Consider the following 24080-nt stretch of genomic DNA (forward strand, 5'->3'; position numbering starts at 1 on the left):
GAACGCCGTGCTTTCCCCCGCGATACTGACCGCCGGCGCCGTGCTCGCGCTCCTCCAGCAATCGGGCCAGAACGTCACCGCGCTCTACCCCGAGGACCGCGAGACCTGGGTGCTCGAGTATCCGGCGGTGATCGCACCCTATGTCGAGGATTACTATAGCTGTCTGAAGGGCGGTTCCTACGCCATCGGGCGAGGCCGCGAATTCGAAGTGCAGTATCGCGAGGATATCCCGCGCTGCGCGGGCGAAGCCGCCCGGTTCGAGCAGGCAGCGATCCGGCGACTGGCGGATTCCGCCAGCGGTGCCGAGACGACGCCCGGCGATGTCGCGCAAATCTTCGAGACCGTGCGCGGGCTTCATGTGGCGCGCGGTCGCAGTCTCGACCAGACCATCGGCACCAATCTGCGCCACTCGGAAACCTATCGCGCGAGCCGCGGTCAGGCTGCGGCGATCGCACCCGAATCGAGCGCCTGCGTCGCTGCGATCCGCACGTTGATCGGGCGGCGCGACGCCTTCGTTGCTGCAGGTTCTGCGGAGATCGAGGCGCGTTATGCCAAGGATGAATTCAGCGACGAAGATCGCGCAGCCTTCGCCAACTGGACCAACGAGGTTTCGCGCTTCGCCGCGATGATCGCCTTCGAACGCAGTCGCTGCCCGGCTTCGGATTACGTCGATCTGACTGCCGACGCCGGACCCGCAGCGGCCTCCCCTCTCGCCCCCACCGACGGATGACGCGGTTTCGCGCCCGATCCCACCAATGAACGAAAGTCCTATGTCCCAGCCCATGCTCCAGATCGACAACCTCTCCGCCGAAATCGGTGGCACCAAGATACTCGACGGCCTCTCGCTCAGCGTCGGCGCGGGCGAGGTGCACGCGATCATGGGCCCCAATGGGGCGGGCAAGTCGACGCTGGCCTATGTGTTGGGCGGACGGCCCGGCTACGAGGTCACCGGCGGCAGCGTGCGGTTCCAGGGCAAGGATCTGCTCGAGATGGAACCGCACGAGCGCGCCGCGGCGGGACTGTTCCTGGGCTTCCAGTACCCGGTCGAAATTCCCGGGGTCTCCAACGTACAATTCCTGCGCGAAGCGCTCAATGCGCAGCGAAAGGAGCGCGGCGAGGAGCCGCTGACCGGCGGCGAATTCCTCAAGCTCGCCAAGGAAAAGGCCGCGCTGCTCAAGCTCGACATGGACATGCTCAAGCGCCACGTGAACGTCGGCTTCTCGGGCGGCGAGAAGAAGCGCGCCGAGATGGTCCAGATGGGCATTCTCGACCCCGCTTTCGCGGTGCTCGACGAGACCGACAGCGGGCTCGACATCGATTCGCTGCGCGTGGTCGGCGACGGGATCAACGCGATCATGCGCCAGCCCGAAAAGGGCGTGCTGCTGATCACGCACTACCAGCGCCTGCTCCAGGTGGTGCAGCCCGATTACGTCCACATCCTCAGCCAGGGCCGGATCGTGAAGACCGGCAGCGCCGATCTCGCGCACCAGCTCGAGGCCGAGGGCTACGACCGGGTGATGGCCGCATGAGCGAAGTCGCGACCCGCCCCACCCGCCCCAATCTACCCACCCGGAGAGACGAGGCCTGGCGCTATTCGGCGGTCGAGGCGCTCGAGGGCGTCGATCTGGATGTCTGGCGCGAGATCGACATCGCGCCGGGCGAGACTTGGCGCGAGTGTCTGATCATCGAGGACGGTGCCGACATCGCTCCGACCGAACTGCGCCGCTTGCGGATCACGGTCGGCGAAGGCGCGCGCTGCGAGATCTTCGCCATCGCCGCCTCGGCCGAATTCGCGCGGATCGAAATCGAAGTCCGCATGGGACGCGGTGCGCATTTCGAGATGGGCGGGATCACCGTGGGCGGGCGCGACACGGTGCGCGAATTCGTCACCCGCGTTGTCCATGCCGAGCCCGAGGCGACCAGCAACCAGACCGTCCGCTCAGTCCACTGGGGCAAGGGCACGGGCAATTTCCTCGGCAGCATCGATGTCGTGCGCGATGCGCAAAAGACCGATGCGGCGCAGGATTTCAAGGGCCTGCTGCTCGACCGCGGCGCCAGCGTCAACGCCGTGCCGCAGCTCGAGATCTTCGCCGACGACGTCAAATGCGCGCATGGCGCTACCGTGGGCCAGCTCGACGAGACCGCACGCTATTACATGGCCGCGCGCGGCCTCCCGCCAGAACTGTCGCGGCGGCTGCTGGTCCAGGCTTTCGTCGGCGATGCGCTGGTCGGGCTGGCCGACGACGACGACGCGCGCGAGCGGCTGATGCGGGTCGCGCTCGACAAGCTGGACAAGCACCTGTGAGCCAGACTGCGCCTCTCCATATCGCCAGTGCCGGACTGGGGCTGAAGGCCGATTTCCCCGGCATGGTCACTGCCGACGGCAAGCCCTGGCACTATCTCGACACCGCCGCCACCGCGCAGAAACCGCAGGCCGTGCTCGACGCCATGAACAATGCGCTGGGCCGGGACTACGCCACCGTCCATCGCGGCGTGTATGGCCGCAGCGCGCAGATGACGCTGGGCTACGAGGCAGCGCGGCGCAAGGTCGCCGGTTTCATGCGCGCCGCAAGCGAGAACGAGATCGTCTTCGTGCGCGGCGCGACCGAGGGCATCAATCTGGTGGCGCAAAGCTGGGGCATGGCGAACCTGCGCGAAGGCGACCGGATCATGCTCTCGCAATTGGAGCATCATTCCAACATCGTGCCCTGGCAGATGGTCGCCGAACGCACCGGTTCCGTCATCGACGTCTGCCCGCTGACCGAGGACGGACGGATCGATTGCGACGCGCTCGAGACCATGCTGACGCCGCGCCACAAACTGGTTGCGTTGGCGCATCTCTCCAACGTGCTGGGCTCTGTGCTCGACGCCCGCCGCGCCGCCGATCTGGCGCATGGCGTGGGCGCCAAGCTGCTGCTCGACGGCTGTCAGGCCGCGCCGCGCATGAAACTCGACATGGCCGCGCTCGATTGCGACTTTTACGTGTTCTCGGGGCACAAGCTCTACGGCCCCACCGGCGCCGGCGTTCTCTGGGCGCGCGAGAGCCTGCTCGAGGCGATGCCCCCGTGGCAGGGTGGGGGCGCGATGATCGAACAGGTCAGCTTCGCGCGCACCACCTACGCCCCGCCGCCGCAGCGCTTCGAGGCGGGCACGCCGATGATCGCCGAGGCGATCGCACTGGCCGCTGCGATCGACTATCTCGCGCCGTTCGATCTGGACCAGCTGTTCGCTCATGAATCCGCGCTCGCCCGCCAGACCCGCGACATGCTGCGCGGCTTCAATTCGGTGCGGTTGTTCGGCCCCGAGGATTCGGCGGGAATCGTCTCCTTCGCGATCGAGGGGGTTCACCCGCACGATCTGGGCACCATATTGGACGAGGAAGACGTCGCGATCCGCGCCGGGCATCATTGCGCGCAGCCGCTGATGGAACACCTCGGGGTCCCTGCCACCGCGCGCGCCAGCTTCGGCCTCTATTCGGACGAAGCCGATATCGCCGCGCTGGCCCGCGGGATCGAACGCACGCTCAAGATTTTCGCCTAGGAAAGATGGTATGAACAAGCCCAGCAACGACCAGGATTTCATCGCCGCCCCCGCCCCCAACGAGCAGGTGCTGCAAAAGCCGCCGCGCGCCCGGGTCGAGGATGCGGTGGATCCCGATGCGGACCCAACGGCCGAAGCGCCGCGCCAGACGCTCGAGCGCAAGCGCGACTATCTCGAGGGCTTCCTGAAGAAGCAGCCCGAAGCCATGCAGGCTGGCGAACCCGGCGGCGAGCTCTACGAGGCGGTGGTTGCCGCGATCCGCGAGATCTACGATCCCGAAATTCCGGTGAACATCTACGATCTCGGGCTGATCTATGGCGTCGAAGTTTCCGCCGACAATGACGTGGTGGTCAACATGACGCTGACGACGCCGCATTGTCCCGTCGCCGAAACCATGCCCGGCGAGGTCGAATTGAGGGCCGCCAGCGTACCCGGGGTGCGCGATGCGCAGGTCAATCTGGTGTGGGATCCGCCGTGGGGCCCGGACAAGATGAGCGACGAGGCACGGCTCGAACTGGGGATGCTGTGATGGCCGAATCCACCTTGAGAAAACGCCCCGCCGCGGTCGAATTGACGCAGCGGGCCGAAGCGCGCGTCGCCGATCTGATGGCCAGAGCGCCCGCAGACGCGATCGGGGTCAAGCTCTCGACCCCGCGCCGCGGCTGTTCGGGGCTCGCCTATTCGGTCGATTATGTCACCGAGGAAGCGCCCTTCGACGAGAAGATCGAGACCCCGGGGGGCGTGTTCTACATCGACGGGTCGAGCGTGCTCTATCTCGTCGGCAGCACGATGGACTGGGTCGAGGACGATTTCACCGCCGGCTTCGTCTTCGCCAACCCCAACGCTAAGGGCGCGTGCGGCTGCGGCGAAAGCTTCATGGTCTAGCGCTGGCCTCTAGCGCCTGAGCGCGGCCACGCAGGCGGCGCGGTCGACATCGATCCCGTCGCTGGCCCGCCGCGCATCGACATAGGTCGCGCTCGGCTCCGCTCCGGGTCGCAGCGGGTAGAGATAGATATCGAGCACGCAGGCGGTGCCGGTAAATTGCAGTTTGAGCGCATCGCCCTCGCGCACTTCGAGCCGCGGGGGCCCAAAGATGTTGGCGAGCGCGGTGGCGTTGCGGCCGATGACCGTTTCCAGCCCCGGCACCTGCATGATCCGGGGCGCGATGAAGCCGCCGGTGCTGGGGGCGACCGAGGGTCTTGCCGGCGTCATCGGCGGCGGAGCCTCGCCGCGGGCCACCGGAGGCGGCGCCGGGCGATCGGCGGCTGGCACGGTGGCGCAGCCGGCCAGCAGGCCGAGGGCGAGGAGCGAGGCTCCGGGTCTAGACATTGTCTGATCTTCCGCGATGAACGAGATGGGTGGCACTCGCCGCGCCGAGCACGGGGGCGAGCAGATTCAGGAAGGGTACCGTCAGCAGGGCGGCAACCAGTCCCCCCAGTGCGAAACGCGTCGGCGCGGCGATCGGGGCGGACGCTTCGTTCGCATGGCGGTGGCGCAGCCAGACCATGTCCTGCAATTCGCGCCCCAGCAGCACCGCATTGGCAAGCCAGAAGACCAGCGCCGTACCGACCCCGGTGAACAGCAGCACCAGCGCGAGCGGCAGGATAACGATATTCACCAGCAGCGCGCGCAGCGCGGAACGCGCGCTGTTCGCCAGCTCCTGCCGGAACGGCAGATCCGCGACGGCTGCGGCATGAGGATAATGCTTCGCCTCGACCGCGCGGACGATCTCGTCGGCGAAGAACTGCAGGACGAACAGGGCGACGATGCGAAACAGCAGCCAGGCGGCGATCGCGCCGATTGCGATCGCAAGGATGCCGGCGACCGCAGCGCTGTAATCCGCGGGCAGGCTGGCAACGACCCAGCGATCGATCGCTGCGTCGAGCGCGCCCCACAGGGCCAGCCCCAGCAGCGCGAAGATCGCCAGCGTCACCGCCAGGCACTTGCCCAGCACGCGAAGGATCGCGGGGTCGCCCAATTGGCCGATCGACAGGGCAAGGGCGCGGGGGAGCGAAGTCATCAGAGCGCCAGCGATTGCGCGCGCCGCCCGCGCAAGTCAACGCCGCGCTTGGCGCGCCGGGGACGAGCCGCTAACGGGCCACGACAAAGCGCAATCTACCGGAGCCTGCATGACCGACCCCCGCTACGACGTAATCGCCATCGGCAACGCCATCGTCGATGTGATGGCCCCTTGCGAGGATGCGCTGATCGAGGAGCTCGGGCTCAACCGCGGCGGGATGACTCTGGTCGACACCCCGCGCGCCAACGAGCTCTACGACGCGATGGGCCCGGCGCGGGAGATTTCGGGTGGATCGGCGGCGAACACGCTGGCGGGAATGTCGGCGCTGGGCGCGCAATGCGCCTTCATCGGCCAGGTCGCCGACGACCAGCTGGGGCAGATCTTCGGCCACGACATTCGCGCCGGCGGGATCGATTTCGACACTCCGCCGCGCGCCACCAGCAACGATGAGAGCAATCCGCCCACCGCGCGCTGCCTGATCTTCGTCACCCCCGATGGCGAGCGGACGATGAACACCTTTCTGGGCGCGAGCCAGTTCCTGCCGCCCGCTGCGCTCGACGACGCGACGATCGCCAGCGCCGCCATCCTCTATCTCGAGGGCTATCTCTGGGATCCCGAGGAACCCCGCCGCGCGATGCGCCGCGCGATCGAGGTCGCGCGCAATGCCGGGCGAAAAGTCGCCTTCACCGCCAGCGAGAGCTTCGTGATCGAGCGGCACGGCGACGATTTCCGCCAGCTGATCGAGGACGGGATGATCGACATCCTGTTCGTCAACGAGGGCGAGCTGGCGACGCTGACCGGCGAAGAGACTTTCGAGGACGGTGTCGCCGCGCTCAAGGACAAGGTCCCGGTGCTGGTCGCCACGCGCGGCCCCCAGGGCGCGATCGCCATCGCCGATGGCATTCGCGCCGAAACCAAGGCCGAGCCGGTCGAGCGCGTGGTCGACACCACGGGCGCGGGCGATCTCTTCGCTGCCGGCTTCCTCACCGGCCACGCACGCGGCGACACGCTCGAGACCTGCCTGCGCATGGGTGCGATCTGCGCCGCCGAAGTGATCAGCCACTACGGCGCGCGGCCCGAAGCGGACCTCAAGGCGCTGGTCGAGCAGGCCCTCGCCTGACGCGGAGCGGCGTGGGCGCTATTCGGCGCCCTGGCTCGCTTCGCGCTCGACCTCGCGCCAGCCGATGTCGCGGCGGCAGAAGCCATCGGGGAAGTCGATCGCATCGACCGCGGCATAGGCTGCGGCCTGCGCCTGCGCGACCGACGGGCCTCTGGCGGTAACGTTGAGGACGCGTCCGCCGGTCGCGACGAGGCTGCCATCGCTCGTAGCAGTCCCCGCGTGGAAGACCTTGGCCACGCCCGCCTCGGCCTCGCCCAGCGCGATTCTGCCGCCCTTCTTCGGGGTCGCGGGATAGCCCTCGGCGGCCATCACCACGGTCAGCGCGTAATCGTCCGAAAACTCCGGCGCAGGCGCCTCGGCCAGCCGCTCCTGCGCGCAGGCGAGCATCAATTCGCCCAGGTCGCTCTTCAGCCGCATCATCAGCACCTGGCATTCGGGGTCGCCGAAGCGCGCGTTGTATTCGATCAGCTGCGGGCCGTCGGGGGAGAGCATCAGCCCGGCGTAGAGCACGCCCGAATAGGGCATGCCCGCCGCGCGCATCGCCGCCACCGTAGGCTCGATGGTGTCCGCCATCACCCGCGACTGCAGCTTCTCGTCGAGCACCGGCGCGGGCGAATAGGCGCCCATCCCGCCGGTGTTGGGCCCGGTGTCGCCCTCGCCGACGCGCTTGTGGTCCTGCGCGCTGCCGAAGGGGACGATGCTGGTGCCATCGGTCAGCGCGAAGAAGCTCGCCTCCTCGCCGGTCAGGAACTGCTCGATCACCACCTCGGAACCGGCGCTTCCGAACTGGCCGCCGAACATCTCCGACAGCGCTTCCTGCGCTTCTTCGCGGGTCTCGGCGATCACCACGCCCTTGCCCGCGGCGAGCCCGTCGGCCTTTAGCACGAAGGGCGCATCGAAACTCTTGAGCGCGCCCCAGGCCTGTTCGAGCGAAGTGGCGCGGGCATAGCGCGCGGTCGGGATGCCGGCGCGGATGCACAGATCCTTGGTGAAGCCCTTGCTGCCCTCGAGCTGCGCCGCTTCGCGCGAGGGACCGAACACCGCGACGCCCAGGCCGCGCAGATGATCGCCGAGCCCGGCGACCAGCGGCGCCTCGGGACCGATCACCACCAGCCCGATGTTCTCGGCTTGGCAGAAGGTGCCGACCGCGTCATGATCGGTCATGTCGAGATCGATGCAGCGGGCGTGTTCGGCGATCCCCGGATTGCCCGGCGCGGCGTAGAAACTGTCCCCCGCAGCGGCCAGCAGGCGGGATTGCGCCAGCTTCCACGCCAGCGCATGTTCACGGCCACCCGAACCCAGCAGAAGGATATTCATGGCGAGCGATTCTCCGGATGACGATGCGAATGCGGGGCTCGTAGCGCGCAGCGGCGACGGCGACAACGCGCAGCCCTATTCGATCAGCGAGATTTCATCGCTGCTCAAGCGCACGGTCGAGGACCGTTTCGGCTTCGTGCGGCTGCGCGGCGAACTGTCGGGGGTCAAGCGCGCCGCCTCGGGGCATCTCTACGCCGCGCTCAAGGACGACAAGGCAGTGCTCGATGCGGTGATGTGGCGCGGCAATTGCCAGCGGCTGCCGTTTGCGCCCGAGGACGGGTTGGAAGTCGTCGCGACCGGCAAGCTCACTACCTATCCGGGGCGCTCCAAATACCAGATCGTGATCGAGCGGATGGAACTCGCCGGCGAGGGCGCGCTGCTGGCGCTGCTCGAGCGCACCAAGACGCGGCTCGAAGCCGAGGGATTGTTCGCAAGCGAACGCAAGCGCGCGCTGCCTTATCTGCCGCGCACCATCGGAGTGGTGACCTCGCCCACCGGCGCGGTGATCCGCGACATCCTCCACCGGCTGGCGGACCGCTTCCCCAGCCGCGTGCTCGTCTGGCCGGTGCTGGTGCAGGGCAAGGGCTCGGCGGATCAGATCGCCGCCGCGGTGCGCGGCTTTTCCGACCTGCCCGAGGGCCACCCCGACCGTCCCGATCTCGTCATCGTCGCGCGCGGCGGCGGCTCGATCGAGGATCTGTGGAGCTTCAACGAGGAAGTGGTGGTGCGCGCCCTCGCCGAGTGCTTGATCCCGACGATCAGCGCGGTCGGGCACGAGACCGACACCACGCTCGCCGATTACGCCGCCGACCGGCGCGCGCCGACGCCGACCGCCGCCGCCGAACTGGCGGTGCCGGTGCGCGCCGAGCTCGCCGCAACGCTGGCGGATCTCGGCCATCGCCAGCGGCAATGCGCGCTGCGGCCGGTCTCGTTGGGACGCGAGCGGCTGGAAGCGCGGGTGGGGCGGCTGCCCCGGCCCGAGGCATTGCTGCAGGGGCCGGCGCAAAGGCTCGACGAGCAGGGCGAGCGGCTCCGCCGGGCGTTGCGGGATCGCGCGGGCAAGGGGCGCGAGGCGCTGGGGCGCCTGCGGCTTTCGCCCGCGATCCTCGAGCGCGGGCTGCGCGACGGCCGCCTCGCGCTTGCTGGCCAGCGGCTCGATCCCGCGCTGGTCGCCCGCCCGATCGCCGAACGGCGCGCAGCGCTCGCCGCGCTGGCGCGGCTGGCGGAACAGCTCCACCCCGACCGTCCGCTCGCACGCGGCTATGTCCGGGTCATGGATGGCGAGGGGCGGACGCTGACCAGCCGCACCGATGCCGCTGCCAAGGACCGGCTGGTGCTCAAGTTCCACGATGGAGAGCTGGGCGCGACGCCGGACGGGAGCGCCGCGCCCCCAACCCCGCCTTCCCTCGCTCCCAAGCCGCCCCGGGCGCGTCGCACTGCAGGAACGCCCGCACGACAAGACGATTTGTTCGAGTAACCGCAGCTTGCTAGAGCGACCGCCATGTTGATGTCATCACAACCCAATTCGGGCAGCGAAGCCAAGCTGCATTACGATCCCAACGGCTTTCGCGTGCTGCGCGCCGGGCAGCACGTGTTTTGTGGGGTCAGCGGGCAGCCGATCCCGCTGGAGGAATTGCGCTATTGGAGCGTCGACCACCAGGAAGCCTACGCCAGCGCCGAACTGGCGACCGAGCGGCTGAAGCCTTGAACCTGCGGCGCGCAGGCATGTCGCTGCTCGCCGTTCTGGGGTGCGCCGCCTGCGCAGCCGTGCCCGAGCCGACGTCGCGTCCCGAACCGCAACCCGCGCAGCCGAGCGTGGTGCAACCGGTCCGAATCGGCGTGCAGCCCACATCCCCGGCTCCGCCGCCGACACCGCAGCCGACACCGGCTCGTCCGGAGATATTCACTTTTGCCGGTGAATTGACGCAAGGCGGCTGGATCCGCGGGCGGGTGCCGCCCGGCACCGTCTCCGCCACGCTCGACGATACTGCGCTCACACTCGACGACGAGGGTTTCTTCTTCGCCGCCTTCGACCGTGATGCCGACCGTCAGACGGTGCTCGCCGCCACCCTTGCCAACGGGCGAATCATTAGAAGTCCGGTCGCCATTGCGCCGCGCGACTGGAAGATCGAGCGCGTCGATGTCGCGCGCCGACCCGGCGGCGCTTCCGAGGCCTTCATGCAGCGTCGCAGGCCCGAACTCGAGCGGATCTACCTGTCGCGGCAGCGCGAGACCGGCGCGCAAGGGTGGCGGCAGGATTTCATCTGGCCGGTGCAGGGCCGCATTTCCGGGCGATTCGGTTCGCAGCGCATCTATCGCGGCGAGCCGGGCAGTTACCATTCGGGGCTCGACATCACGACCGGCGAGAGCGGCACCCCCTTCGTCGCCCCCGCCGATGGCGTGGTCGTGCTGGCGGCCGAGGATTTCAGCCTCGAGGGGCAGCTGCTGATCATCGATCACGGTCAGGGGCTCAACAGCGCCTTCCTCCATGCCTCGCGTCTGCTGGTGGAAGAGGGCGAGCAGGTCCGGCAGGGCCAGCATATCGGCGATATCGGATCCTCCGGGCGCGCGACCGGGCCGCATCTCCACTGGGGCCTGACCTGGCGCGGCTCGCGGCTCGATCCGCTGCTGTTCGTCGACGGCGAAGACTGATCTTCGCGCGAAGGTCGCCGTTGCGTCGTACGATTGCGCTGAGCCTGTTTGCGGCCGCGCTGCTGGTGCTGACCTGGGGCCGCGCGGAGCTGCAGCCGGTCGATCCTACGGCGCCCGTGACCGCAGAGCTGGTGGCGCAGGGCGCCGCCGGTGGCGAGCCTTCCGAGTCGCCGCTCAGCCTCGCGGCCGTCTGGCAGCTCGACAGCAGGACCCGCGATTTCGGCGGCTATTCGGCGCTGATCGCGCTGCCGGATGGATCTCTGCTGGCGGGCAGCGACAGCGGCACGCTGCTGCATATCGAGCAACCCGGCACTGCGGCGATGAACGGGAGCTATCCCCAGCTCGCGGCCACCGAAGGTCGCGACAAGCGCGATGCCGATCTGGAGGCGCTGACGCTGGATCGCGCAACCGGGGCGATCTGGGCGGGTTATGAGCGCAGCAATGCGATCGAGCGCTATTCGCCCCGGCTCGAGCGGCTCGGCCGCGTCGAGCCCGCGCGGATGCAGGACTGGCGAGCGAATGGCGGGCCCGAGGCCATGGTGCGTCTGGCCGACGGACGGTTCGTGGTCCTGGCGGAGGTGCGTCGCCGTCCGGCAGCCCAGGGCCATCGGGCGGTGCTCTTCCCCGGCGATCCGACCGCGGGCGATGCTGCCGGCGAGGGTGTGGCGTTCGCCTTCGCCGCACCCGCAGGGATGCGCCCCGTGGATATGACCCAATTGGCCGATGGTACGGTGCTGGTGCTGCTGCGCCGCCTGGAATGGTATCTCCCGCCGGATTTCGCCAGCGCGGTCGCGGTGCTCGATCCCGAAGCGATCGAAGCGGGTGCCCTGTGGCACCCCGAGCGGGTCCTTCGCCTGCCCGAGGGCGTGCCGAGCGAGAATTACGAGGGTCTGGCGTCGGAGCCGGGGGCGGACGGGACCACCCGGCTGTGGCTGATCTCGGACGACAATTTCACCGGGTTACAACGCACTCTGCTGGTCGCGCTCGACTGGCATGCGCCCGAAAGGCCACGCCAAAAGGCGCGCGGAAATGCCGCACGCCCTTCGGCAAACCGGAATTGAAACGAAGTGGCTTAAGCGGCTTCGGCGGGAGCGGAAGCCGATTTCTTCAGCTCGCGCTTCACCTTGAGCGCGCGCGGGCTCAGCTTGATGTCGCTGGTCTTCATCAGCCAATTGTCGAGCCCGCCATTGTGCTCGACCGAGCGCAGGCCCTGCGTCGAGACCCGGAACTTGAAGCTGCGCTCCAGCTTCTCGCTCATCAGCGTGACGTTCTGGAGGTTGGGCAGGAAGACCTTCTTGGTCTTGTTGTTGGCGTGGCTCACATTGTGGCCGACCTGTCGGCCCTTGCCCGTCAGTTCGCAGATGCGCGACATGGTAAATCTCTCATTCGAATGGTGCCGCAGAGCCCAAGCTCGCGGTGACTGCACAGAACCGGCCTGTCCCGGAAAGCGGCGCGCATAGCGCCGGGTCGGCGAATCGTCAAGGCGGGCTTTGGGATTGCCAAGCCAGCCCGGTGCTTCTAGCCGATGATCGACACCAAGGGAGAGTGTAAATGAACAAGTTCTTTTCCGTAGCAATCCTCGCCGGTTCGGCACTGAGCCTGGCAGCCTGCGACGTCGACCAGACCGAAGAAGGCGAAATGCCCGAAGTGAGCGTCGAAGAAGGCAATATGCCCGAATACGACGTCGAACCCGTCGATGTCGATGTCGAGACTGGCACCGAGACCGTCGAAGTGCCGACGCTGGACGTCGAAACCACGACGCCCGACGCCGAGGGCACCCCGGTTACCGGCGACGAGTAAGCCTGTCGTCGGCCGGATACCCGGAAGCCCCGCGGTGTTCGGCCGGCAGCACATGGATTGCGCGCTCGCAATGGCGCGTGCCGCCGGCGAGGCCGGCGAAGTCCCGATCGGTGCGGTCGTCGTCAAAGACGGCCGCATCATCGGTCGGGGCGGCAACAGTCCGCGCCGCGACCACGATCCGACCGCGCATGCGGAGATCGCCGCGATCCGCGAGGCTGCCGCTCACCTTGGCCAGGAACGGCTGACCGATTGCGAATTGTGGGTCACGCTCGAACCCTGCGCGATGTGCGCCGGGGCCATCGCGCATGCCCGGATCGCAAAGCTCTATTACGCGGCCCCCGATTCCAAGGGCGGCGGGGTCGAACACGGCGCGCGGGTGTTCGACCATCCGCAATGCCTCCATCGGCCCGAGGTCTATGCGGGCATAGCGGAACAGGAAGCGGCGGAACTGCTGCGGGGTTTCTTCAGGGAGCGGCGCTAGTCAGAGCCCGCGCCAGATGTTCAATGCAGCATCGTCCGACGGCCCGAAGCGCTGCGCATCGCAAGCGGTGGGCCGGAACCTTCGGTCGTAGCAGAGCCGCACTTCCTCCAGCCAGCCGCGTTCGTTCGACACGATCCCCACCGCCTCCTTGCGCCAGCCGCGATTCGCGGCGACGAAGACCTCGCGCAGATCGCCAGCGGTCAGCGCCTCCTTGCGCGAGAGGCGATCGAGATCGGGCCAACGCAGCGAATCGAACAGTATGTTGCTGACCCGGAAGTAGGTTCGCGGGGTGCGCGCCATGCAGGCGCCGTGCTTGGCCCACTGCCGCGCCACCAGCCGCGCCGAGGGACTGCGGCACAATTGCCCGGCAAGCTGCGCCCCGGTCGGTCGAGCAGAGGTCGGGCACCATTGCGGCCAGCCACGCGCGCTCTGCGGCCACAGGCCATGGAGGACGAAGCCGAACCGCCCCGCGCGCCGCGAGCATTGCCTTGCATGGCTGCGCTGCTCCAGGCGAGGCTTGCAGAATTCGGGCGACCAGCTCAGCGCCATCACATAGCCGGTGACGGGTGCGGTCCGGATCGGCCCATCGGGGCGGATTTCCTGGAGCGGAGCGGTGGCCGGAACCCGGCACTGATAGGCCTGCGCGGCGAGCGGGCCGGCGCAGCTGAGCAACATCAGACCCAAGGCCGCCGCGCGGATCACAGCGCTCGCGTCACAGCGCCCGACTCATAGCGGGGTGAAATCCAGCCCGATATCGGCCGCGGGTGCGCTCTGGGTCAGCCGCCCCACCGAAACGTAGTCCACACCGGTCGCGGCCTTGGCGCGGATGGTGGTCAGATCGATCCCGCCGCTGGCCTCGGTCGGCACCCGGCCGGCAACCAGCGCCACCGCCTCGCGCAGCGTCGCGGGGTCCATATTGTCGAGCAGCAACCGCGTCGCGCCCGCCTGCAGCGCGGGTTCGATCTGGTCGATCCGATCGATCTCGCAGATGATCTCGGCGATCCCGGCGGCGACCGCGCGGCGCACCGCCTCGCCCACCGAGCCCGCCACCGCGACGTGGTTGTCCTTGATCATCGCCGCATCCCACAGCCCCATGCGATGGTTGGCCGCACCGCCCATCCGGGTTGCGTATTTCTCGAGGTGGCGCAGCCCCGGCAACGTCTTGCGCGTGTCGAGCAGCGTGCAGGCGGGATTGTCCATCGCCCGCACAAAGTCGCGGGTCATCGTGGCGATTCCCGAGAGATGCTGGACCGTGTTGAGCGCGGCGCGCTCGGCGGTCAGCATGGCGCGTGCATTGCCCGACACCCGCATCAGCTCGGTCCCCGCAGACACCTGCGCCCCCTCCTCGACCAGCGCATCGATCTCCATCTCGGGATCGAGCGCACGAAAGAACGCCGCGGCCACCGGCAGGCCCGCGACCACGATGGCATCGCGGCTGTCCATCACCCCCGAAAACCGCGCGTCTTCGGGGATCACGCTCTGGCTGGTGACATCGCACCCGCCGCCGGGCAGCCCCTCGCCCAGATCCTCGGCCAGGGTGGAGCGGACGAATGCGGCCAGATCGAAGGCGGCCAGATCGACGCCGGAAAGGGTGAATGCGGTCATGGGGCCGGAGTGGCGCAGATTGACGGCGGGCTCAAGCGCGGCGAGCGCCGGAGCGGCCCCATCGCCGCAAATCGGTCAGGAACGAAGAATGGCCGGCCCCGCGAGGGACCGGCCACCGGCCGCCGCTTGGAGATGGGGGTACAGAGCGGCCGTTCGGTTGCTTCGTTGTTCCTCAGCCGGGCAGCGACACCGCATCGGTGGCGTGGATCACTCCGTTCGAGGCTGCGATATCGGTCGCGACCACCGTCGCGGTGCCCCCGGTGGCATCGGTCAGCACGACCTTGCCGCCTTCGACTCGCGCGACCAGCTCGCCGCCGGCGACGGTCGTCAGGCGCGCCTCGCCGCCGTTCGCCTGAATCAGCGACACGAGATCCGCGGCTTTCACCTTGCCGGGCACCACGTGATACGTCAGCACCGACTGGAGCTGCGTCCTGTTCTCCGGCTTGAGCAGCGTGTCGACGGTGCCCGCGGGCAGCGCGGCGAACGCGGCATCGGTCGGAGCGAACACGGTGAACGGTCCGCTGCCGCTCAGCGTGTCGGCGAGACCCGCAGCGGTCACCGCGGCGACCAGCGTCTCGTGCTGCGGCGAGGCCATCGCGGTTTCGACCACGGTCTTGGTCATCCCGCCATGGTGATCGGCCAGCGCGGGCGAGCCAGCGAGCAGCAGGGCTCCGGCGGCTATCGTCAGAAATTTCATCGTAGCGAACCTTTCGTTGCAAGGCCCGTCCAGACCCACGATCCACATCATGCGTCGCCAGCGCTCGAGGCGCTACATGACCTTTGGGACAGGTTCGGGTGCGCGGCTTCAGAAGCCGGCTTCGACCGCGGTGCGGATGGCATCCGCTGTGGTCTGCACCCCCAGCGCGCGAAACAGCGCGGCGCGATGCATCTTGACCGTCCGTTCGGCGAGATCGAGATCCCAGGCGATCTGCTTGTTGAGCTTGCCGCGCGCCATTTCGATCAGGACCTGGCGCTGCCGCGGCGAGAGCCGGGCCACCGCGTCATGCGCGGCCTGCCGCCGGGGATCGACGGCACGCGGCGCATCGGCGGCGATCTCGACCTGCGAGCCGATGAAATACTCGGCCTCGCCGCTCGCATCGAGCACCGGTGCCACCATCACCGCATTGCGGAAAGGCTCGCCGTTCTTCCGATAGTTCAGGATCTCGACCATGGTCGGCTGCCGGAGACGGATCCCCGTGCGCAGGGCCTCGGTCAGCCAGGGCTCGGTCGCCGGTCCGACGAGAAAGCGGCAATTGCGCCCGGTGATCTCATCGCGCGCGAAGCCGGTCAGCGCGGTGAAGGCGTCGTTGCAGGCGACGATCGGATTGTCGGCCTGCCGCGGGTCGCTGACGACGGCGGCCACCGAACTCGAGGCGATCAGATCGGACGGCTCCATGTCGCCAGACTACGCGACCCAACGGCGCTCGCCAACCGCGCACCGCAGCGCGAGGCCACCCGGCGCGACTCAGTGCACGAAGCGCGCCACCACATCGCGATAGCTGCGGCTCACCTTCACCTCGGCGCCGCTTTCGAGCACCAGGAAGCATTCGCCATTGGTGTGCGGCTTGACCTGACGGACCTGGTCGAGATTGACGATGGTCGAACGGTGGACGCGCTGGAACTTGCGCGGGTCGAGCCGGCGTTCGAGATCCTTCATCGTCTCGCGCAGGATCAGCGAATTGTCGCCCGTATAGATGCACATGTAATCGCCCGCGGCCTCGATATGCTCGATCGTGTGGACCTCGACGCGGAAGATCTGGCCGCGATCCTTGATGTTGATGAGCTTCTCGTAGCGCGAGGCGGCATCGTCGTCGCCCTGCGCGAATTCCTCCGCCGCCCCCGGAGCGACTTCGGAGAGCACGTTCATCAGCTTCTCGGCTTCCTCGGTCGATTTCTTCTCGGCGATGCGGTTGCGCACCCGTTCGATCGTGTCGGCCAGCTTGTTCTCGTCGACCGGCTTCATCAGATAGTTCACCGCATTGGCCTCGAAGGCGCGGATCGCGTGTTCCTGATAGGCGGTGACGAAGACGAACAGCGGGGGATCGATCTCCATCACCCCCTGGACCACCGAGAACCCGTCGAAGCCGGGCATCTGGATATCGAGAAAGACCAGATCGGGGCGCTGCGTCTTGATCGCACGGATCGCCTCGCGGCCGTTCTGGCAGGTGTCGATGATCTCGACGTCCTCGAACTTTTCGAGCCGCAATTGCAGCCCCTGGATGGCGAGTTTCTCGTCGTCGACGAGGATGGTGCGGATAGTCATGTCGTCCTATGCCCTTTCCGGCAATGGCAGTCCGGCAACGGATGGGCCGTCGCCCATTTGTCGCGGTTGCGGTGGGAACGCACCGGTTTCGTCCGCCGCGGACTCGGCCGGTTCGTAGGGGATCTCGATCAGCACGGTGAACCCGCCGCTGTCGGGAGACCGAATCTCGAAACGGTGATCGTCGCCATAGGCCTGCGCCAGCCGGTTGCGGATATTGGCCAGACCGACGCCGGTGGAGGTGCTGCGCCGCAGCGAGCCGATCAGCGCAGGCGGCAGCTCTTCCGCGCCGCCTTGGTTGATGCCGGGCCCCGTATCCGACACCGTCACCCGCAGCCGCGGCCCGACGATCTGCGCGACCAGGCTGATCGTGGCGCCTTCTTCCTGCGGGCTGACTCCGTATTTGATCGCATTCTCGACCAGCGGCTGGAGCAGCATCGAGGGGATGCAGGCCCGCGCGGCGACGGGATCGACCTGGAAGTCGGTCTGCAGCCGCTCCTCGAAACGCATTCGCTCGATATCGAGATAGAGCATCAGCGTCTCGACCTCCTGCGCCATGGTCACCTTGCTGCCCGGCTGGTTGACCAGCGTGTGGCGCAGGAAACTGGAAAGCCGGGTAAGCATCGCATTGGCGGGCTCGGTCTGCTTCAGAAGCACCAGCGTGCTGATCGAATTCAAGGTGTTGAACAGGAAATGCGGGTTGAGCTGGTAGCGCAGCATCTCGAGTTGCGCGCTGGTGGCCTGCATCTCGAGCCGCTCGAGCCGGTCGGCCTGTTCCTCGACCTGGAGGAAATAATTGATCGCGTAATAGAGCGCCGACCACGCGCCCAGCACGGTCAGATCGTAGAAGTAGATTCCCACGAACAACCGCACGAAATCGGTCTCGCCGCCGCTCGGGCGCGCCAGATCGAGCACCCAGCTGTCGATGAAGGCGTGGATACCCACCGCCAGCGCCAGCGCGAGCGCCGTCGAGCTCCAGGTCACCAGCGGACGGCGGCTGATCAGCTGGCGGTAGATCACCGACAGCACCAGGCTAAGCGAGAAGCCGGTCACCGCCTGGATCAGGATGATGACGAGGAAGTCGAGCGGCTGCTCGTTGGCGAAGGCGGAAATCGCGCGCAGCAGGAAGGCGCCGCCCCACCCGCCGATCTGCAGATACCAGAAAGCCCGGTTCTTGTTGGCGAAGAAGGGCGTGGGTTGGATGGGCAGAACCGCCATAGCGCTCGGGCCTTAGCGCATTTGCGGCTGGCTAGGCCAGTCGCTAGACTATAGGCTTCTCGCCAAGTGGGCCGAAGTGGGCCCGAGTGGGAGACAGATGCGATGGATGTGAGCGAACAGACGATGCACGGAATGGCCGAGCGCGCGAAATTCCGCGAGATGAAGCAGGGCACCAGGGAAGACTGGACGATCATCGGCGGCGAATACCGCGCCTTCGCCAAGGGCCTGCCCGATCGTGTACTCGATCATCTCAAGCTGCTCGACGGCGATTTCGGCGGGTTTCCGGTCTGCCGGCTCGAGCATTCGCTGCAGACCGCGACGCGGGCGCATCGCGACGGGCAGGGCGAGCCCTATGTGGTGATGGCGCTGCTCCACGATATCGGCGACACGCTGGGCAGCTACAACCACCCCGAGGTCGCGGCTTCGATCATCAAACCCTTCGTCAGCGAAGAGCTGCACTGGATCTGCCAGAACCACGGCGCTTTCCAAGGCTATTACTATTTCCACCACCTCGGGATGGACCGCAATGCCCGCGATGCCTTCGAGGGGCACGAGCATTACGAAGCCTGCCGCGAATTCTGCGAGAAATACGACCAGGCCGCGTTCGATCCCGATTACCAGAGCGAGCCGCTGGAATTTTTCGAGCCCATGGTGCGCCGGGTGATGGCAAAGCCGCTGGCCAGCCTCTACGCCAAGGCGGTCGAGGAGGAAGCCGCCTAATCCGCTTCGGCTTTGGTTTCCTCCGCAGGCGCGTGGCGGGTGAAATGGCGCGACCAGTCGGCCGTGCCCTCCTGCGCCATCAGGCGCTCGACCGCGGCGATCTCGGTCTCGATGAATTCGGCCCGCTCGTCCCAGCCGTCATGCGTGCGCTTGCGCAACAATCCGCCGCCGTGGCGCGGCCCCCAGCGGTTCATGAAGCGCGCGGCGGCGTGCGGATCGTAGCCGGCATTGGCGAGCAGCCAGGGCATCAGCCGGTCGGCGTCGCGCTCGGTCAGGCGGACGAGCTTGCGCGGGCGGCCCAGCGGCTCGAGCAAGGCGCGATGGCGCAGCAGATTGTGCGCCAGCTCATGCGCGACCCCGGCGGCGAATTCATCCTCGGGATAGGCGAAACCGGGGAAGTCGCGGCCCAATAACACGCGCGCGCCGTCGGCCACGGCGCCGGAGCGTCCGGCGAGCACCTCGAACCGGCTCGCGCAGGCGGGAATGCCGGCGATCGTCGCTACGGTGGGCGGGGCTCCCGACCGGCTCCATTCGAGCGCGACGGTTCCCCCCGCCAGCGCCGAATCGAGCGCATCCTTGACGTCCACCAGCCGCTGCCACTCGGGATCGGAGCGCGGGAAGCCCCGCTCCAGATCCCGGCCCGCGAGCGAATGCAGCGTGTCATTGGCGGCGATACCCGCCGCCGCCGCGGGCGATCCGGGCGCGACCGCCTGCACCCCGATATCGCGCGTCAGACCCAGCTCGCTGCGGACCTCTTCCGGATCGCTATAGGCGGCGGCGTCGTGGAGCAGCATGCCGATCGCTGGTGCGGTGCCATCGCAGAAGGCGGCGTTGCCGGTGACCAGCCGCCAGCCAACGGCGAACAGCCGCGCATCGCGCGCCTGCAGATCGGCGAGGTCGCTCAGCGGGGCGGGCGATTGGCTTTCCGAGGCCTGCGCGGCCAGCGGAGCGGAGCCGGCCAATGCCGCTGCCGCTACCGATGCGGCAAGAGCGATTCGCGCGATCACGCCGGATCGTCGGCGGCGACGGCTTCCGCCAGCGCCTCATAGCCGACCGCCCCCTGGAGCACCTGCGACCCGGTCACCCAGCTCGGCGTCCCGGTGAAGCCCAGCTGCTGCGCCAGCGCCATGTTCTGCGCCAGTTCGCGGGTGACACCCTCGGTCCCGGCGAATTGCCGCGCCTGGGCCAGATCGAGACCCGCTTCCAGCGCTGCCGCCTCGACCGTGGCGGGCGAGGGCGGCCCCAACGCGAACATCGCGGTGTAGAACTGCGAATATTTGCCCTGCTCCGCGGCGGCCAGCGCCATCCGCGCCGCTTCCTCGCTGCCATCGAAGATCGGCCATTCGCGGACCACCACCCGCAATTCGGGATCCTCGGCGATCAGCCGCTGGACGTCGGCTTCGGCGGCGCGGCAATAGGTGCAGGCGTAATCGGTGAACTTGACCAGCGTCCGGCTGCCTTCGGGATTGCCCAGCACCGCGCCGGGGAAGGGAGCCGCGACCTCGTCGGCGACCTCGGCCAGTCGGCCTTCGCTCTCGCGCTGCTGCAGCGCCTGCGCCATTTCGGGGAGCACCTCGGGGTTGGCGACCAGAAAGTCGCGCAGCTGCGGATTGCCCAGGCCGCTGAGCGACCACAGCGCCGCGCCGGCAAAGCCGAACACCAGCGCCAGCAGCGCGGTGAGAAGATGCGTTTTCATTGGTCCTGCCCCAAGCCTTGCGTCGTCCGTCTCTGGCGTGCGTTTCTGGCACCCGTGTCTAGCGTCGTCCGCCGCCACGACCGGTCTGTTGTTCGATCAGCGCGCGCGCCTGCATGCCGATATCCTGCGCCCGCAGCCAGTCGGGCGTCCCCTCGGGCAGCCCCGCCTCGGCGGCCTGAGCGCTGCGCAGCGCCATGGCGTATTCGCGGTTCATCACCTGCTGTTCGGCGCTCGCGAGCCGCGCGCGGGGCATGTCGCCTCGCGCGGCATAGACCACCCCGAGCTGGTACCAGGCGAAGGGGTTGTACCGGTCCTTGGCCACCGCGGCGCGCAGCACCTCTTCGGCCTCGGCGTAATTGTCGCGGTCCTCGGTCGCGATCAGCGCATGGCCGAACAGGGTGGCGATCAGCGGTTCCGCCCGGGTCAGTTCGGTGGCGCGGCGCAGCGATACGAGCGCTTCCTCGGCGCGGCCCGATTCGAGCAGCACCTGGCCGCGCAATTCGAGGAAATAGGGGTCGTCGGGATCCTGCGTGATCAGCGCGTCGGTCTCGGCCAGCGCCTGATCCACCCGTGCGGCCTTGTGATAGGCATAGGCGCGGGCATAGCGCGCGGGCACGCCGGTGTCGCTGGCGGGGAAGCTGTTGAGCGTGCGCTGCGGTTCTTCCAGATAGCCCGAGAGCTTGGCCTTGATCCGCCGGAACCGCCGTTCAAGCCGTGCATCGTCGGGCGCTTCCCAGGCGGGATCGCGCTGATAGGTATCGCGCAGCCTCGCTATCCGGTCGCCCGAGAGCGGATGGGTGCGGGTGAAGGCGGCCTCGTCGCTCTGGCTGTAGCCATAACGGAATTCCTGGTTCTGCAGCTTCTTGAAGAAGGCGATCGAGCCGCGGCCCGAAATCCCGGCATCGGAAAGATATTGCGCGCCCGCGGCATCGGCGGATGATTCCTCGCCGCGGTTGTAGGCGAGGAACTTGCCCATTGCCGCGCGCTGGCCGGCCATCATCACCCCCATCGCGGCATCGCCCGCGCCGGCGAGCGCGGCGCCCAGCCCGGCGATCAGCGAGAGGATCGAGATCCGGTTCGCCGCCGCCATCCCGTCGCCCTGGCGGATGATGTGGCCCCCGGTGATATGACCCAGCTCGTGCGCGACAACGCCCTGGACTTCGTTCGCGGTCTCGGCGGCGTCGATCAGTCCGCTGTGGAGATAGACTGCCTGCCCCCCCGCGACGAAGGCGTTGATGGAAGGGTCGTTGATCAGCACGATATCGACATTGCCGGGTTCGAGACCGGCGGCCTCGACCAGCGGGGCGGAGAGTTCCTGGAGGAAATCCTCGGTTTCGGCATCGCGCAGGATCGATTGCGCAGCGACCGGCTGGACCCCGAGGACCAGCAGCGCGCAAAAGGCAAACAGATGGGCGAGCGGACGCATTCGAGCTCTGCTAGCGGGTTTCGCCCTGAACCGGAACTGAAGCCAGCCGGGTCCGGGCGAGGAACGCGGCGACATCGTCGCGCAGACCTCGCTCGCGGCGCCACGGGCTGGCGAGCCTCACGAGCACATCGGAATGGTCGAAGCCGTCGTAGATCCGGGTTTCGACGCGGGCGCCGACATCTTCCAGGGCGGCGGCGAGCGCGCGGGTGTTGCGCGGTTTGACCGTCGTGTCCGCGCTACCGGTCAGCAGCAGCATCGGCGGGGCATCGGCGCGCACGTGGTTGATCGGCTGGGTGGCCGCGGCATCGGGCGCCTCGCCGAAGGCGGCGCGGGTCGAATCCTTGTCGAAGGGGAGGAAATCGTATGGCCCGGCCATGCCCACCACCCCGCGAATCGCCTCCGGCGGGACACTTTCGGCGGCGAGCCAGCGCGGTTCGAGCGCGACCTGAACGACATTGTAGGCACCCGCCGAATGGCCGGCGAGATAGATCCGCCCGGGGTCGCCGCCATAGCGCGCCGCATTGGCGTGCAGCCAGCCGATCGCCTGTGCGGTGTCCTCGAGCATGGCCGGATAGCGCCCCGCTTCGCCCAACCGGTAACCCGCCAGCGCCACCACGAAGCCCTCGGGCGCAAGCGCGCGCGCGACGAAGCCGTAGTCTTTCGGGTCGCCCCATTCCCAGCTGCCGCCGTGGACGAACAGCAGTACGGGCGCGGCCCCGGCCGTCGGCGGCGCCCGGTAGAGCGAGAGCGTCTGCGTCGGCGCTTCGCCCAGCCGCACGCGCGCCACACGTTCCACACCGCTCCGGCTGCCGGTCACCCGGTCGATCGTGTCGAGCAGCGCCACGCTGTTGACCTGCAGCGCGATCCAGAAGGCGATGCCGACCAGCACCAGCAGAGCCGCAATGCCGCCCAGCATCCATGCGAGCATCCGGCTCATGCCTCCGGCTGCGGCGGGGTGGCAGTGCCGGTTTCGGTGCCCTTGCCTGCGGGTTTCTCGACTGCCTCGACGATCCGCTCCGCCTCGCCGTCATGCGCCAGCCCGATGGCGCGCAGGAACTGCTGCCCGCTGGTGTAGCTGGCACCCAGCCACAGCGGGACGTTCGCCGACTCGATCAGCGATCGCGCGGCGATTTCCTCGGGGCTGAGCGGATCGCCGGCGCGGCGGATGAAGACCGCGCGCACCCGCCCCGGATGGGTCGCGACCACTTCGGCAAAGGCCAGCAGATCGCCTTGCGAATCATCGCCGATCAGCGCGAATTGCAGCGAGTCGTAGGTCTCGACGATACCCGCGATCGCCGCGATCTTGTGCGCGCCGTGGCTGCCGCTGCCGAAGGTCTCGCTGTTCAGTCCCCAGTCGCGCAGCATCAGCGGGCCGAGCGGCAGGCCGCGGCTCTTCTGGAAGGCGACCAGATAGGAGAACAGGTTCCAAGGGCTCGACGAGACGTAGAAGAAGGGGTGATGCGTCGCGGGCAAGCGGTCGCCGGTATGCGCCTCGCCGGTCTGCAGCACCGCGCCGCCGCCCAGCGCGTTGTAGAAGACGTCGGCATCGGGAACCAGCAAGCGCTCGTCGGGCAGTTGCATCACCACCCGGCGCCAATTGCGCGCGAGCTTGCGGAGCCCGCCGGTGATGCCGGTCTCGATGATCGTGTCGTCGATATCCGAGATAACGCCCAACGTCGCTTCCCGGCCCGGCGCCAGCACATGGCCCTCGACGCATTGCTCGCCATCACGATCATGCCAACGGAAGGCGACCACTTCCCACTGGCTGTGACTGGCGAGTTCCCACTCGGGCTCGAGCGGTACGTCGAAATGGACGAACCCCTCGCGATCGGTCGTGCCGAGATGGTGGAAGGTGCGCCCGTCGGGATGCTGGATTTCCAGATCGACCGCCAGATCGGGCACCTCGTGCGAGGCGAATTGCGACAGCATGGTGCGGATCGCGCGCAGGCGGCCGCTCTTGTCGAAGCCGGGCCGCGGGGCGCGCAGGGCGCGGGCCGAGATCATCAGCCGCTCGCGGCTGCGATAGCCGAAATAGGGCTGGATGCGGACGCGTCGGGTCGGAAACAGGGCCATCCGGTCTAGCTAGCCCGGCGATTCGCGACGGGATAGCCCCTGGTTCCGGTATCTGCGGCGAAGCGCCATCCCAGCGAAAGCTGGGATCTTTGTCGGCCTGGTCCCAAATCCAGCGCGTCCCCGAGGCCGATCCCAGCTTTCGCTGGGATGAC

The 24080-nt window shown here is 68.0% G+C and carries 29 protein-coding genes; 14 read left to right on the forward strand and 15 right to left on the reverse strand.

The genetic code is table 11. The annotated features are described in order from the left end of the window. Window positions 1-7 precede the first annotated feature (7 nt). The 6 genes from Q9K01_RS00525 to Q9K01_RS00550 all read left to right on the forward strand — a co-directional run bounded on the left by Q9K01_RS00525 (window position 8) and on the right by Q9K01_RS00550 (window position 4425). The gene (locus Q9K01_RS00525) at window positions 8-730 is read left to right on the forward strand and encodes a hypothetical protein (protein ID WP_305928263.1); all 723 of its coding nucleotides are present in this window, start codon (window positions 8-10) and stop codon (window positions 728-730) included. Window positions 731-782: 52 nt separating this feature from the next. Next, window positions 783-1529 carry a Fe-S cluster assembly ATPase SufC gene (gene sufC / locus Q9K01_RS00530; protein ID WP_305929142.1) on the forward strand — a complete coding sequence of 249 codons (747 nt, stop codon included), beginning with the start codon at window positions 783-785 and terminating at the stop codon, window positions 1527-1529. Continuing rightward, the gene (locus tag Q9K01_RS00535) at window positions 1526-2305 is read left to right on the forward strand and encodes a SufD family Fe-S cluster assembly protein (RefSeq protein ID WP_305928264.1); all 780 of its coding nucleotides are present in this window, start codon (window positions 1526-1528) and stop codon (window positions 2303-2305) included. The genes sufC and Q9K01_RS00535 overlap by 4 nt, the downstream gene beginning before the upstream one ends. 62 nt (window positions 2306-2367) lie before the next feature. Beyond that, window positions 2368-3540 carry a cysteine desulfurase gene (locus Q9K01_RS00540; protein ID WP_422785287.1) on the forward strand — a complete coding sequence of 391 codons (1173 nt, stop codon included), beginning with the start codon at window positions 2368-2370 and terminating at the stop codon, window positions 3538-3540. Window positions 3541-3550: 10 nt separating this feature from the next. Then, window positions 3551-4069, forward strand: coding sequence for an SUF system Fe-S cluster assembly protein (locus Q9K01_RS00545; protein ID WP_305928266.1), 519 nt, complete (start codon window positions 3551-3553; stop codon window positions 4067-4069). Then, a complete protein-coding gene (locus Q9K01_RS00550) occupies window positions 4069-4425 on the forward strand; it encodes a HesB/IscA family protein (RefSeq protein ID WP_305928267.1) in 357 nt (118 codons plus the stop codon). Before Q9K01_RS00545 ends, Q9K01_RS00550 begins: the two co-directional genes overlap by 1 nt. Before the next feature lie 9 nt (window positions 4426-4434). Here Q9K01_RS00550 and Q9K01_RS00555 read toward each other — a convergent pair whose 3' ends face one another. Continuing rightward, window positions 4435-4869: a hypothetical protein gene (locus tag Q9K01_RS00555; protein ID WP_305928268.1), complete on the reverse strand. Its 435-nt coding sequence runs from the start codon at window positions 4867-4869 to the stop codon at window positions 4435-4437. Then, a complete protein-coding gene (locus Q9K01_RS00560; protein ID WP_305928269.1) occupies window positions 4862-5560 on the reverse strand; it encodes an EI24 domain-containing protein in 699 nt (232 codons plus the stop codon). Before Q9K01_RS00560 ends, Q9K01_RS00555 begins: the two co-directional genes overlap by 8 nt. A gap of 109 nt (window positions 5561-5669) precedes the next feature. Between Q9K01_RS00560 and Q9K01_RS00565 the strand changes: the two genes are divergently transcribed. Beyond that, the gene (locus Q9K01_RS00565) at window positions 5670-6680 is read left to right on the forward strand and encodes an adenosine kinase (protein ID WP_305928270.1); all 1011 of its coding nucleotides are present in this window, start codon (window positions 5670-5672) and stop codon (window positions 6678-6680) included. Window positions 6681-6698: 18 nt separating this feature from the next. Here the strand turns inward: Q9K01_RS00565 and purD are convergent, their stop codons facing one another. Next, on the reverse strand, window positions 6699-7997 hold the full coding sequence (gene purD / locus Q9K01_RS00570) for a phosphoribosylamine--glycine ligase (RefSeq protein WP_305928271.1): 1299 nt from the start codon (window positions 7995-7997) through the stop codon (window positions 6699-6701). Between purD and xseA the strand changes: the two genes are divergently transcribed. The 4 genes from xseA to Q9K01_RS00590 are packed head-to-tail and all read left to right on the forward strand — an operon-like array spanning window position 7996 to window position 11710. Next, window positions 7996-9474, forward strand: coding sequence for an exodeoxyribonuclease VII large subunit (xseA, locus tag Q9K01_RS00575; RefSeq protein ID WP_305928272.1), 1479 nt, complete (start codon window positions 7996-7998; stop codon window positions 9472-9474). The genes purD and xseA overlap by 2 nt on opposite strands. A 24-nt stretch (window positions 9475-9498) precedes the next feature. Continuing rightward, a complete protein-coding gene (locus Q9K01_RS00580; protein ID WP_305928273.1) occupies window positions 9499-9705 on the forward strand; it encodes a DUF2093 domain-containing protein in 207 nt (68 codons plus the stop codon). A 17-nt stretch (window positions 9706-9722) separates the two neighbouring features. After that, window positions 9723-10649: a M23 family metallopeptidase gene (locus Q9K01_RS00585; protein ID WP_305928274.1), complete on the forward strand. Its 927-nt coding sequence runs from the start codon at window positions 9723-9725 to the stop codon at window positions 10647-10649. Window positions 10650-10669: 20 nt separating this feature from the next. Beyond that, window positions 10670-11710 (forward strand): esterase-like activity of phytase family protein, encoded by a 1041-nt coding sequence (locus Q9K01_RS00590; protein WP_305928275.1) that lies wholly within the window; start codon window positions 10670-10672, stop codon window positions 11708-11710. Between the two features lie 11 nt (window positions 11711-11721). Here Q9K01_RS00590 and rpmB read toward each other — a convergent pair whose 3' ends face one another. Further along, window positions 11722-12021, reverse strand: coding sequence for a 50S ribosomal protein L28 (rpmB, locus tag Q9K01_RS00595; RefSeq protein ID WP_305928276.1), 300 nt, complete (start codon window positions 12019-12021; stop codon window positions 11722-11724). Window positions 12022-12200: 179 nt separating this feature from the next. Here rpmB and Q9K01_RS00600 point away from each other — a divergent pair, with 179 nt between their 5' ends. After that, window positions 12201-12449, forward strand: a complete 249-nt coding sequence (locus tag Q9K01_RS00600; protein ID WP_305928277.1) for a hypothetical protein — start codon at window positions 12201-12203, stop codon at window positions 12447-12449. 52 nt (window positions 12450-12501) lie between these two features. Beyond that, a complete protein-coding gene (locus Q9K01_RS00605; RefSeq protein ID WP_305929143.1) occupies window positions 12502-12930 on the forward strand; it encodes a nucleoside deaminase in 429 nt (142 codons plus the stop codon). Here Q9K01_RS00605 and Q9K01_RS00610 read toward each other — a convergent pair whose 3' ends face one another. The 6 genes from Q9K01_RS00610 to Q9K01_RS00635 form a co-directional block, all read right to left on the reverse strand. Beyond that, entirely contained in the window at window positions 12931-13632 is a 702-nt protein-coding gene (locus tag Q9K01_RS00610; protein ID WP_340324242.1) for a ribonuclease T2 family protein, read from the reverse strand. It abuts the gene before it with no gap. A gap of 24 nt (window positions 13633-13656) precedes the next feature. Beyond that, on the reverse strand, window positions 13657-14535 hold the full coding sequence (nadC, locus tag Q9K01_RS00615) for a carboxylating nicotinate-nucleotide diphosphorylase (RefSeq protein WP_305928278.1): 879 nt from the start codon (window positions 14533-14535) through the stop codon (window positions 13657-13659). A 172-nt stretch (window positions 14536-14707) separates the two neighbouring features. Continuing rightward, on the reverse strand, window positions 14708-15232 hold the full coding sequence (locus tag Q9K01_RS00620; RefSeq protein ID WP_305928279.1) for a fasciclin domain-containing protein: 525 nt from the start codon (window positions 15230-15232) through the stop codon (window positions 14708-14710). 108 nt (window positions 15233-15340) lie between these two features. Beyond that, window positions 15341-15931 (reverse strand): PAS domain-containing protein, encoded by a 591-nt coding sequence (locus Q9K01_RS00625; RefSeq protein WP_305928280.1) that lies wholly within the window; start codon window positions 15929-15931, stop codon window positions 15341-15343. A gap of 69 nt (window positions 15932-16000) precedes the next feature. Further along, window positions 16001-16798, reverse strand: a complete 798-nt coding sequence (locus Q9K01_RS00630) for a LytR/AlgR family response regulator transcription factor (protein WP_305928281.1) — start codon at window positions 16796-16798, stop codon at window positions 16001-16003. A 6-nt stretch (window positions 16799-16804) separates the two neighbouring features. Then, the gene (locus tag Q9K01_RS00635; RefSeq protein ID WP_305928282.1) at window positions 16805-18013 is read right to left on the reverse strand and encodes a sensor histidine kinase; all 1209 of its coding nucleotides are present in this window, start codon (window positions 18011-18013) and stop codon (window positions 16805-16807) included. 132 nt (window positions 18014-18145) lie between these two features. Here Q9K01_RS00635 and Q9K01_RS00640 point away from each other — a divergent pair, with 132 nt between their 5' ends. Then, window positions 18146-18733 carry an HD domain-containing protein gene (locus tag Q9K01_RS00640; RefSeq protein ID WP_422785288.1) on the forward strand — a complete coding sequence of 196 codons (588 nt, stop codon included), beginning with the start codon at window positions 18146-18148 and terminating at the stop codon, window positions 18731-18733. On the opposite strand, the gene Q9K01_RS00645 is transcribed toward Q9K01_RS00640, so the two are convergent. The 5 genes from Q9K01_RS00645 to Q9K01_RS00665 are packed head-to-tail and all read right to left on the reverse strand — an operon-like array spanning window position 18730 to window position 23928. After that, on the reverse strand, window positions 18730-19740 hold the full coding sequence (locus Q9K01_RS00645) for a M48 family metalloprotease (RefSeq protein WP_305928284.1): 1011 nt from the start codon (window positions 19738-19740) through the stop codon (window positions 18730-18732). The genes Q9K01_RS00640 and Q9K01_RS00645 overlap by 4 nt on opposite strands. Continuing rightward, window positions 19737-20429 (reverse strand): DsbA family protein, encoded by a 693-nt coding sequence (locus Q9K01_RS00650; protein ID WP_305928285.1) that lies wholly within the window; start codon window positions 20427-20429, stop codon window positions 19737-19739. Before Q9K01_RS00650 ends, Q9K01_RS00645 begins: the two co-directional genes overlap by 4 nt. Window positions 20430-20487: 58 nt before the next feature. Then, the gene (locus Q9K01_RS00655) at window positions 20488-21855 is read right to left on the reverse strand and encodes a M48 family metalloprotease (RefSeq protein ID WP_305928286.1); all 1368 of its coding nucleotides are present in this window, start codon (window positions 21853-21855) and stop codon (window positions 20488-20490) included. 10 nt (window positions 21856-21865) lie between these two features. Next, entirely contained in the window at window positions 21866-22792 is a 927-nt protein-coding gene (locus Q9K01_RS00660; RefSeq protein WP_305928287.1) for an alpha/beta hydrolase, read from the reverse strand. Further along, window positions 22789-23928: a phosphatase domain-containing protein gene (locus Q9K01_RS00665; RefSeq protein WP_305928288.1), complete on the reverse strand. Its 1140-nt coding sequence runs from the start codon at window positions 23926-23928 to the stop codon at window positions 22789-22791. The genes Q9K01_RS00660 and Q9K01_RS00665 overlap by 4 nt, the downstream gene beginning before the upstream one ends. Window positions 23929-24080: the final 152 nt, after the last annotated feature.

This window comes from Qipengyuania benthica, assembly GCF_030717865.1.
GTDB classification, from domain to species: Bacteria; Pseudomonadota; Alphaproteobacteria; order Sphingomonadales; family Sphingomonadaceae; genus Qipengyuania; species Qipengyuania benthica.

What these genes read in the sequence shown, in the direction of transcription:
- Q9K01_RS00585 (WP_305928274.1), top strand. Translation starts at nt 9,723, where the DNA reads ATGTCGCTGCTCGCCGTTCTGGGGTGCGCCGCCTGCGCAGCCGTGCCC.
- Q9K01_RS00540 (WP_422785287.1), top strand. Translation starts at nt 2,368, where the DNA reads ATGGTCACTGCCGACGGCAAGCCCTGGCACTATCTCGACACCGCCGCC.
- Q9K01_RS00640 (WP_422785288.1), top strand. Translation starts at nt 18,146, where the DNA reads ATGGCCGAGCGCGCGAAATTCCGCGAGATGAAGCAGGGCACCAGGGAA.
- rpmB (WP_305928276.1), bottom strand. Translation starts at nt 12,021, where the DNA reads ATGTCGCGCATCTGCGAACTGACGGGCAAGGGCCGACAGGTCGGCCAC.
- Q9K01_RS00560 (WP_305928269.1), bottom strand. Translation starts at nt 5,560, where the DNA reads ATGACTTCGCTCCCCCGCGCCCTTGCCCTGTCGATCGGCCAATTGGGC.
- sufC (WP_305929142.1), top strand. Translation starts at nt 783, where the DNA reads ATGCTCCAGATCGACAACCTCTCCGCCGAAATCGGTGGCACCAAGATA.
- Q9K01_RS00545 (WP_305928266.1), top strand. Translation starts at nt 3,551, where the DNA reads ATGAACAAGCCCAGCAACGACCAGGATTTCATCGCCGCCCCCGCCCCC.
- Q9K01_RS00655 (WP_305928286.1), bottom strand. Translation starts at nt 21,855, where the DNA reads ATGCGTCCGCTCGCCCATCTGTTTGCCTTTTGCGCGCTGCTGGTCCTC.
- Q9K01_RS00625 (WP_305928280.1), bottom strand. Translation starts at nt 15,931, where the DNA reads ATGGAGCCGTCCGATCTGATCGCCTCGAGTTCGGTGGCCGCCGTCGTC.
- Q9K01_RS00535 (WP_305928264.1), top strand. Translation starts at nt 1,526, where the DNA reads ATGAGCGAAGTCGCGACCCGCCCCACCCGCCCCAATCTACCCACCCGG.
- Q9K01_RS00620 (WP_305928279.1), bottom strand. Translation starts at nt 15,232, where the DNA reads ATGAAATTTCTGACGATAGCCGCCGGAGCCCTGCTGCTCGCTGGCTCG.
- nadC (WP_305928278.1), bottom strand. Translation starts at nt 14,535, where the DNA reads ATGACCGCATTCACCCTTTCCGGCGTCGATCTGGCCGCCTTCGATCTG.
- Q9K01_RS00555 (WP_305928268.1), bottom strand. Translation starts at nt 4,869, where the DNA reads ATGTCTAGACCCGGAGCCTCGCTCCTCGCCCTCGGCCTGCTGGCCGGC.
- Q9K01_RS00650 (WP_305928285.1), bottom strand. Translation starts at nt 20,429, where the DNA reads ATGAAAACGCATCTTCTCACCGCGCTGCTGGCGCTGGTGTTCGGCTTT.
- Q9K01_RS00550 (WP_305928267.1), top strand. Translation starts at nt 4,069, where the DNA reads ATGGCCGAATCCACCTTGAGAAAACGCCCCGCCGCGGTCGAATTGACG.
- Q9K01_RS00605 (WP_305929143.1), top strand. Translation starts at nt 12,502, where the DNA reads ATGGATTGCGCGCTCGCAATGGCGCGTGCCGCCGGCGAGGCCGGCGAA.
- xseA (WP_305928272.1), top strand. Translation starts at nt 7,996, where the DNA reads ATGGCGAGCGATTCTCCGGATGACGATGCGAATGCGGGGCTCGTAGCG.
- Q9K01_RS00635 (WP_305928282.1), bottom strand. Translation starts at nt 18,013, where the DNA reads ATGGCGGTTCTGCCCATCCAACCCACGCCCTTCTTCGCCAACAAGAAC.
- purD (WP_305928271.1), bottom strand. Translation starts at nt 7,997, where the DNA reads ATGAATATCCTTCTGCTGGGTTCGGGTGGCCGTGAACATGCGCTGGCG.
- Q9K01_RS00660 (WP_305928287.1), bottom strand. Translation starts at nt 22,792, where the DNA reads ATGAGCCGGATGCTCGCATGGATGCTGGGCGGCATTGCGGCTCTGCTG.
- Q9K01_RS00600 (WP_305928277.1), top strand. Translation starts at nt 12,201, where the DNA reads ATGAACAAGTTCTTTTCCGTAGCAATCCTCGCCGGTTCGGCACTGAGC.
- Q9K01_RS00565 (WP_305928270.1), top strand. Translation starts at nt 5,670, where the DNA reads ATGACCGACCCCCGCTACGACGTAATCGCCATCGGCAACGCCATCGTC.
- Q9K01_RS00630 (WP_305928281.1), bottom strand. Translation starts at nt 16,798, where the DNA reads ATGACTATCCGCACCATCCTCGTCGACGACGAGAAACTCGCCATCCAG.
- Q9K01_RS00665 (WP_305928288.1), bottom strand. Translation starts at nt 23,928, where the DNA reads ATGGCCCTGTTTCCGACCCGACGCGTCCGCATCCAGCCCTATTTCGGC.
- Q9K01_RS00580 (WP_305928273.1), top strand. Translation starts at nt 9,499, where the DNA reads ATGTTGATGTCATCACAACCCAATTCGGGCAGCGAAGCCAAGCTGCAT.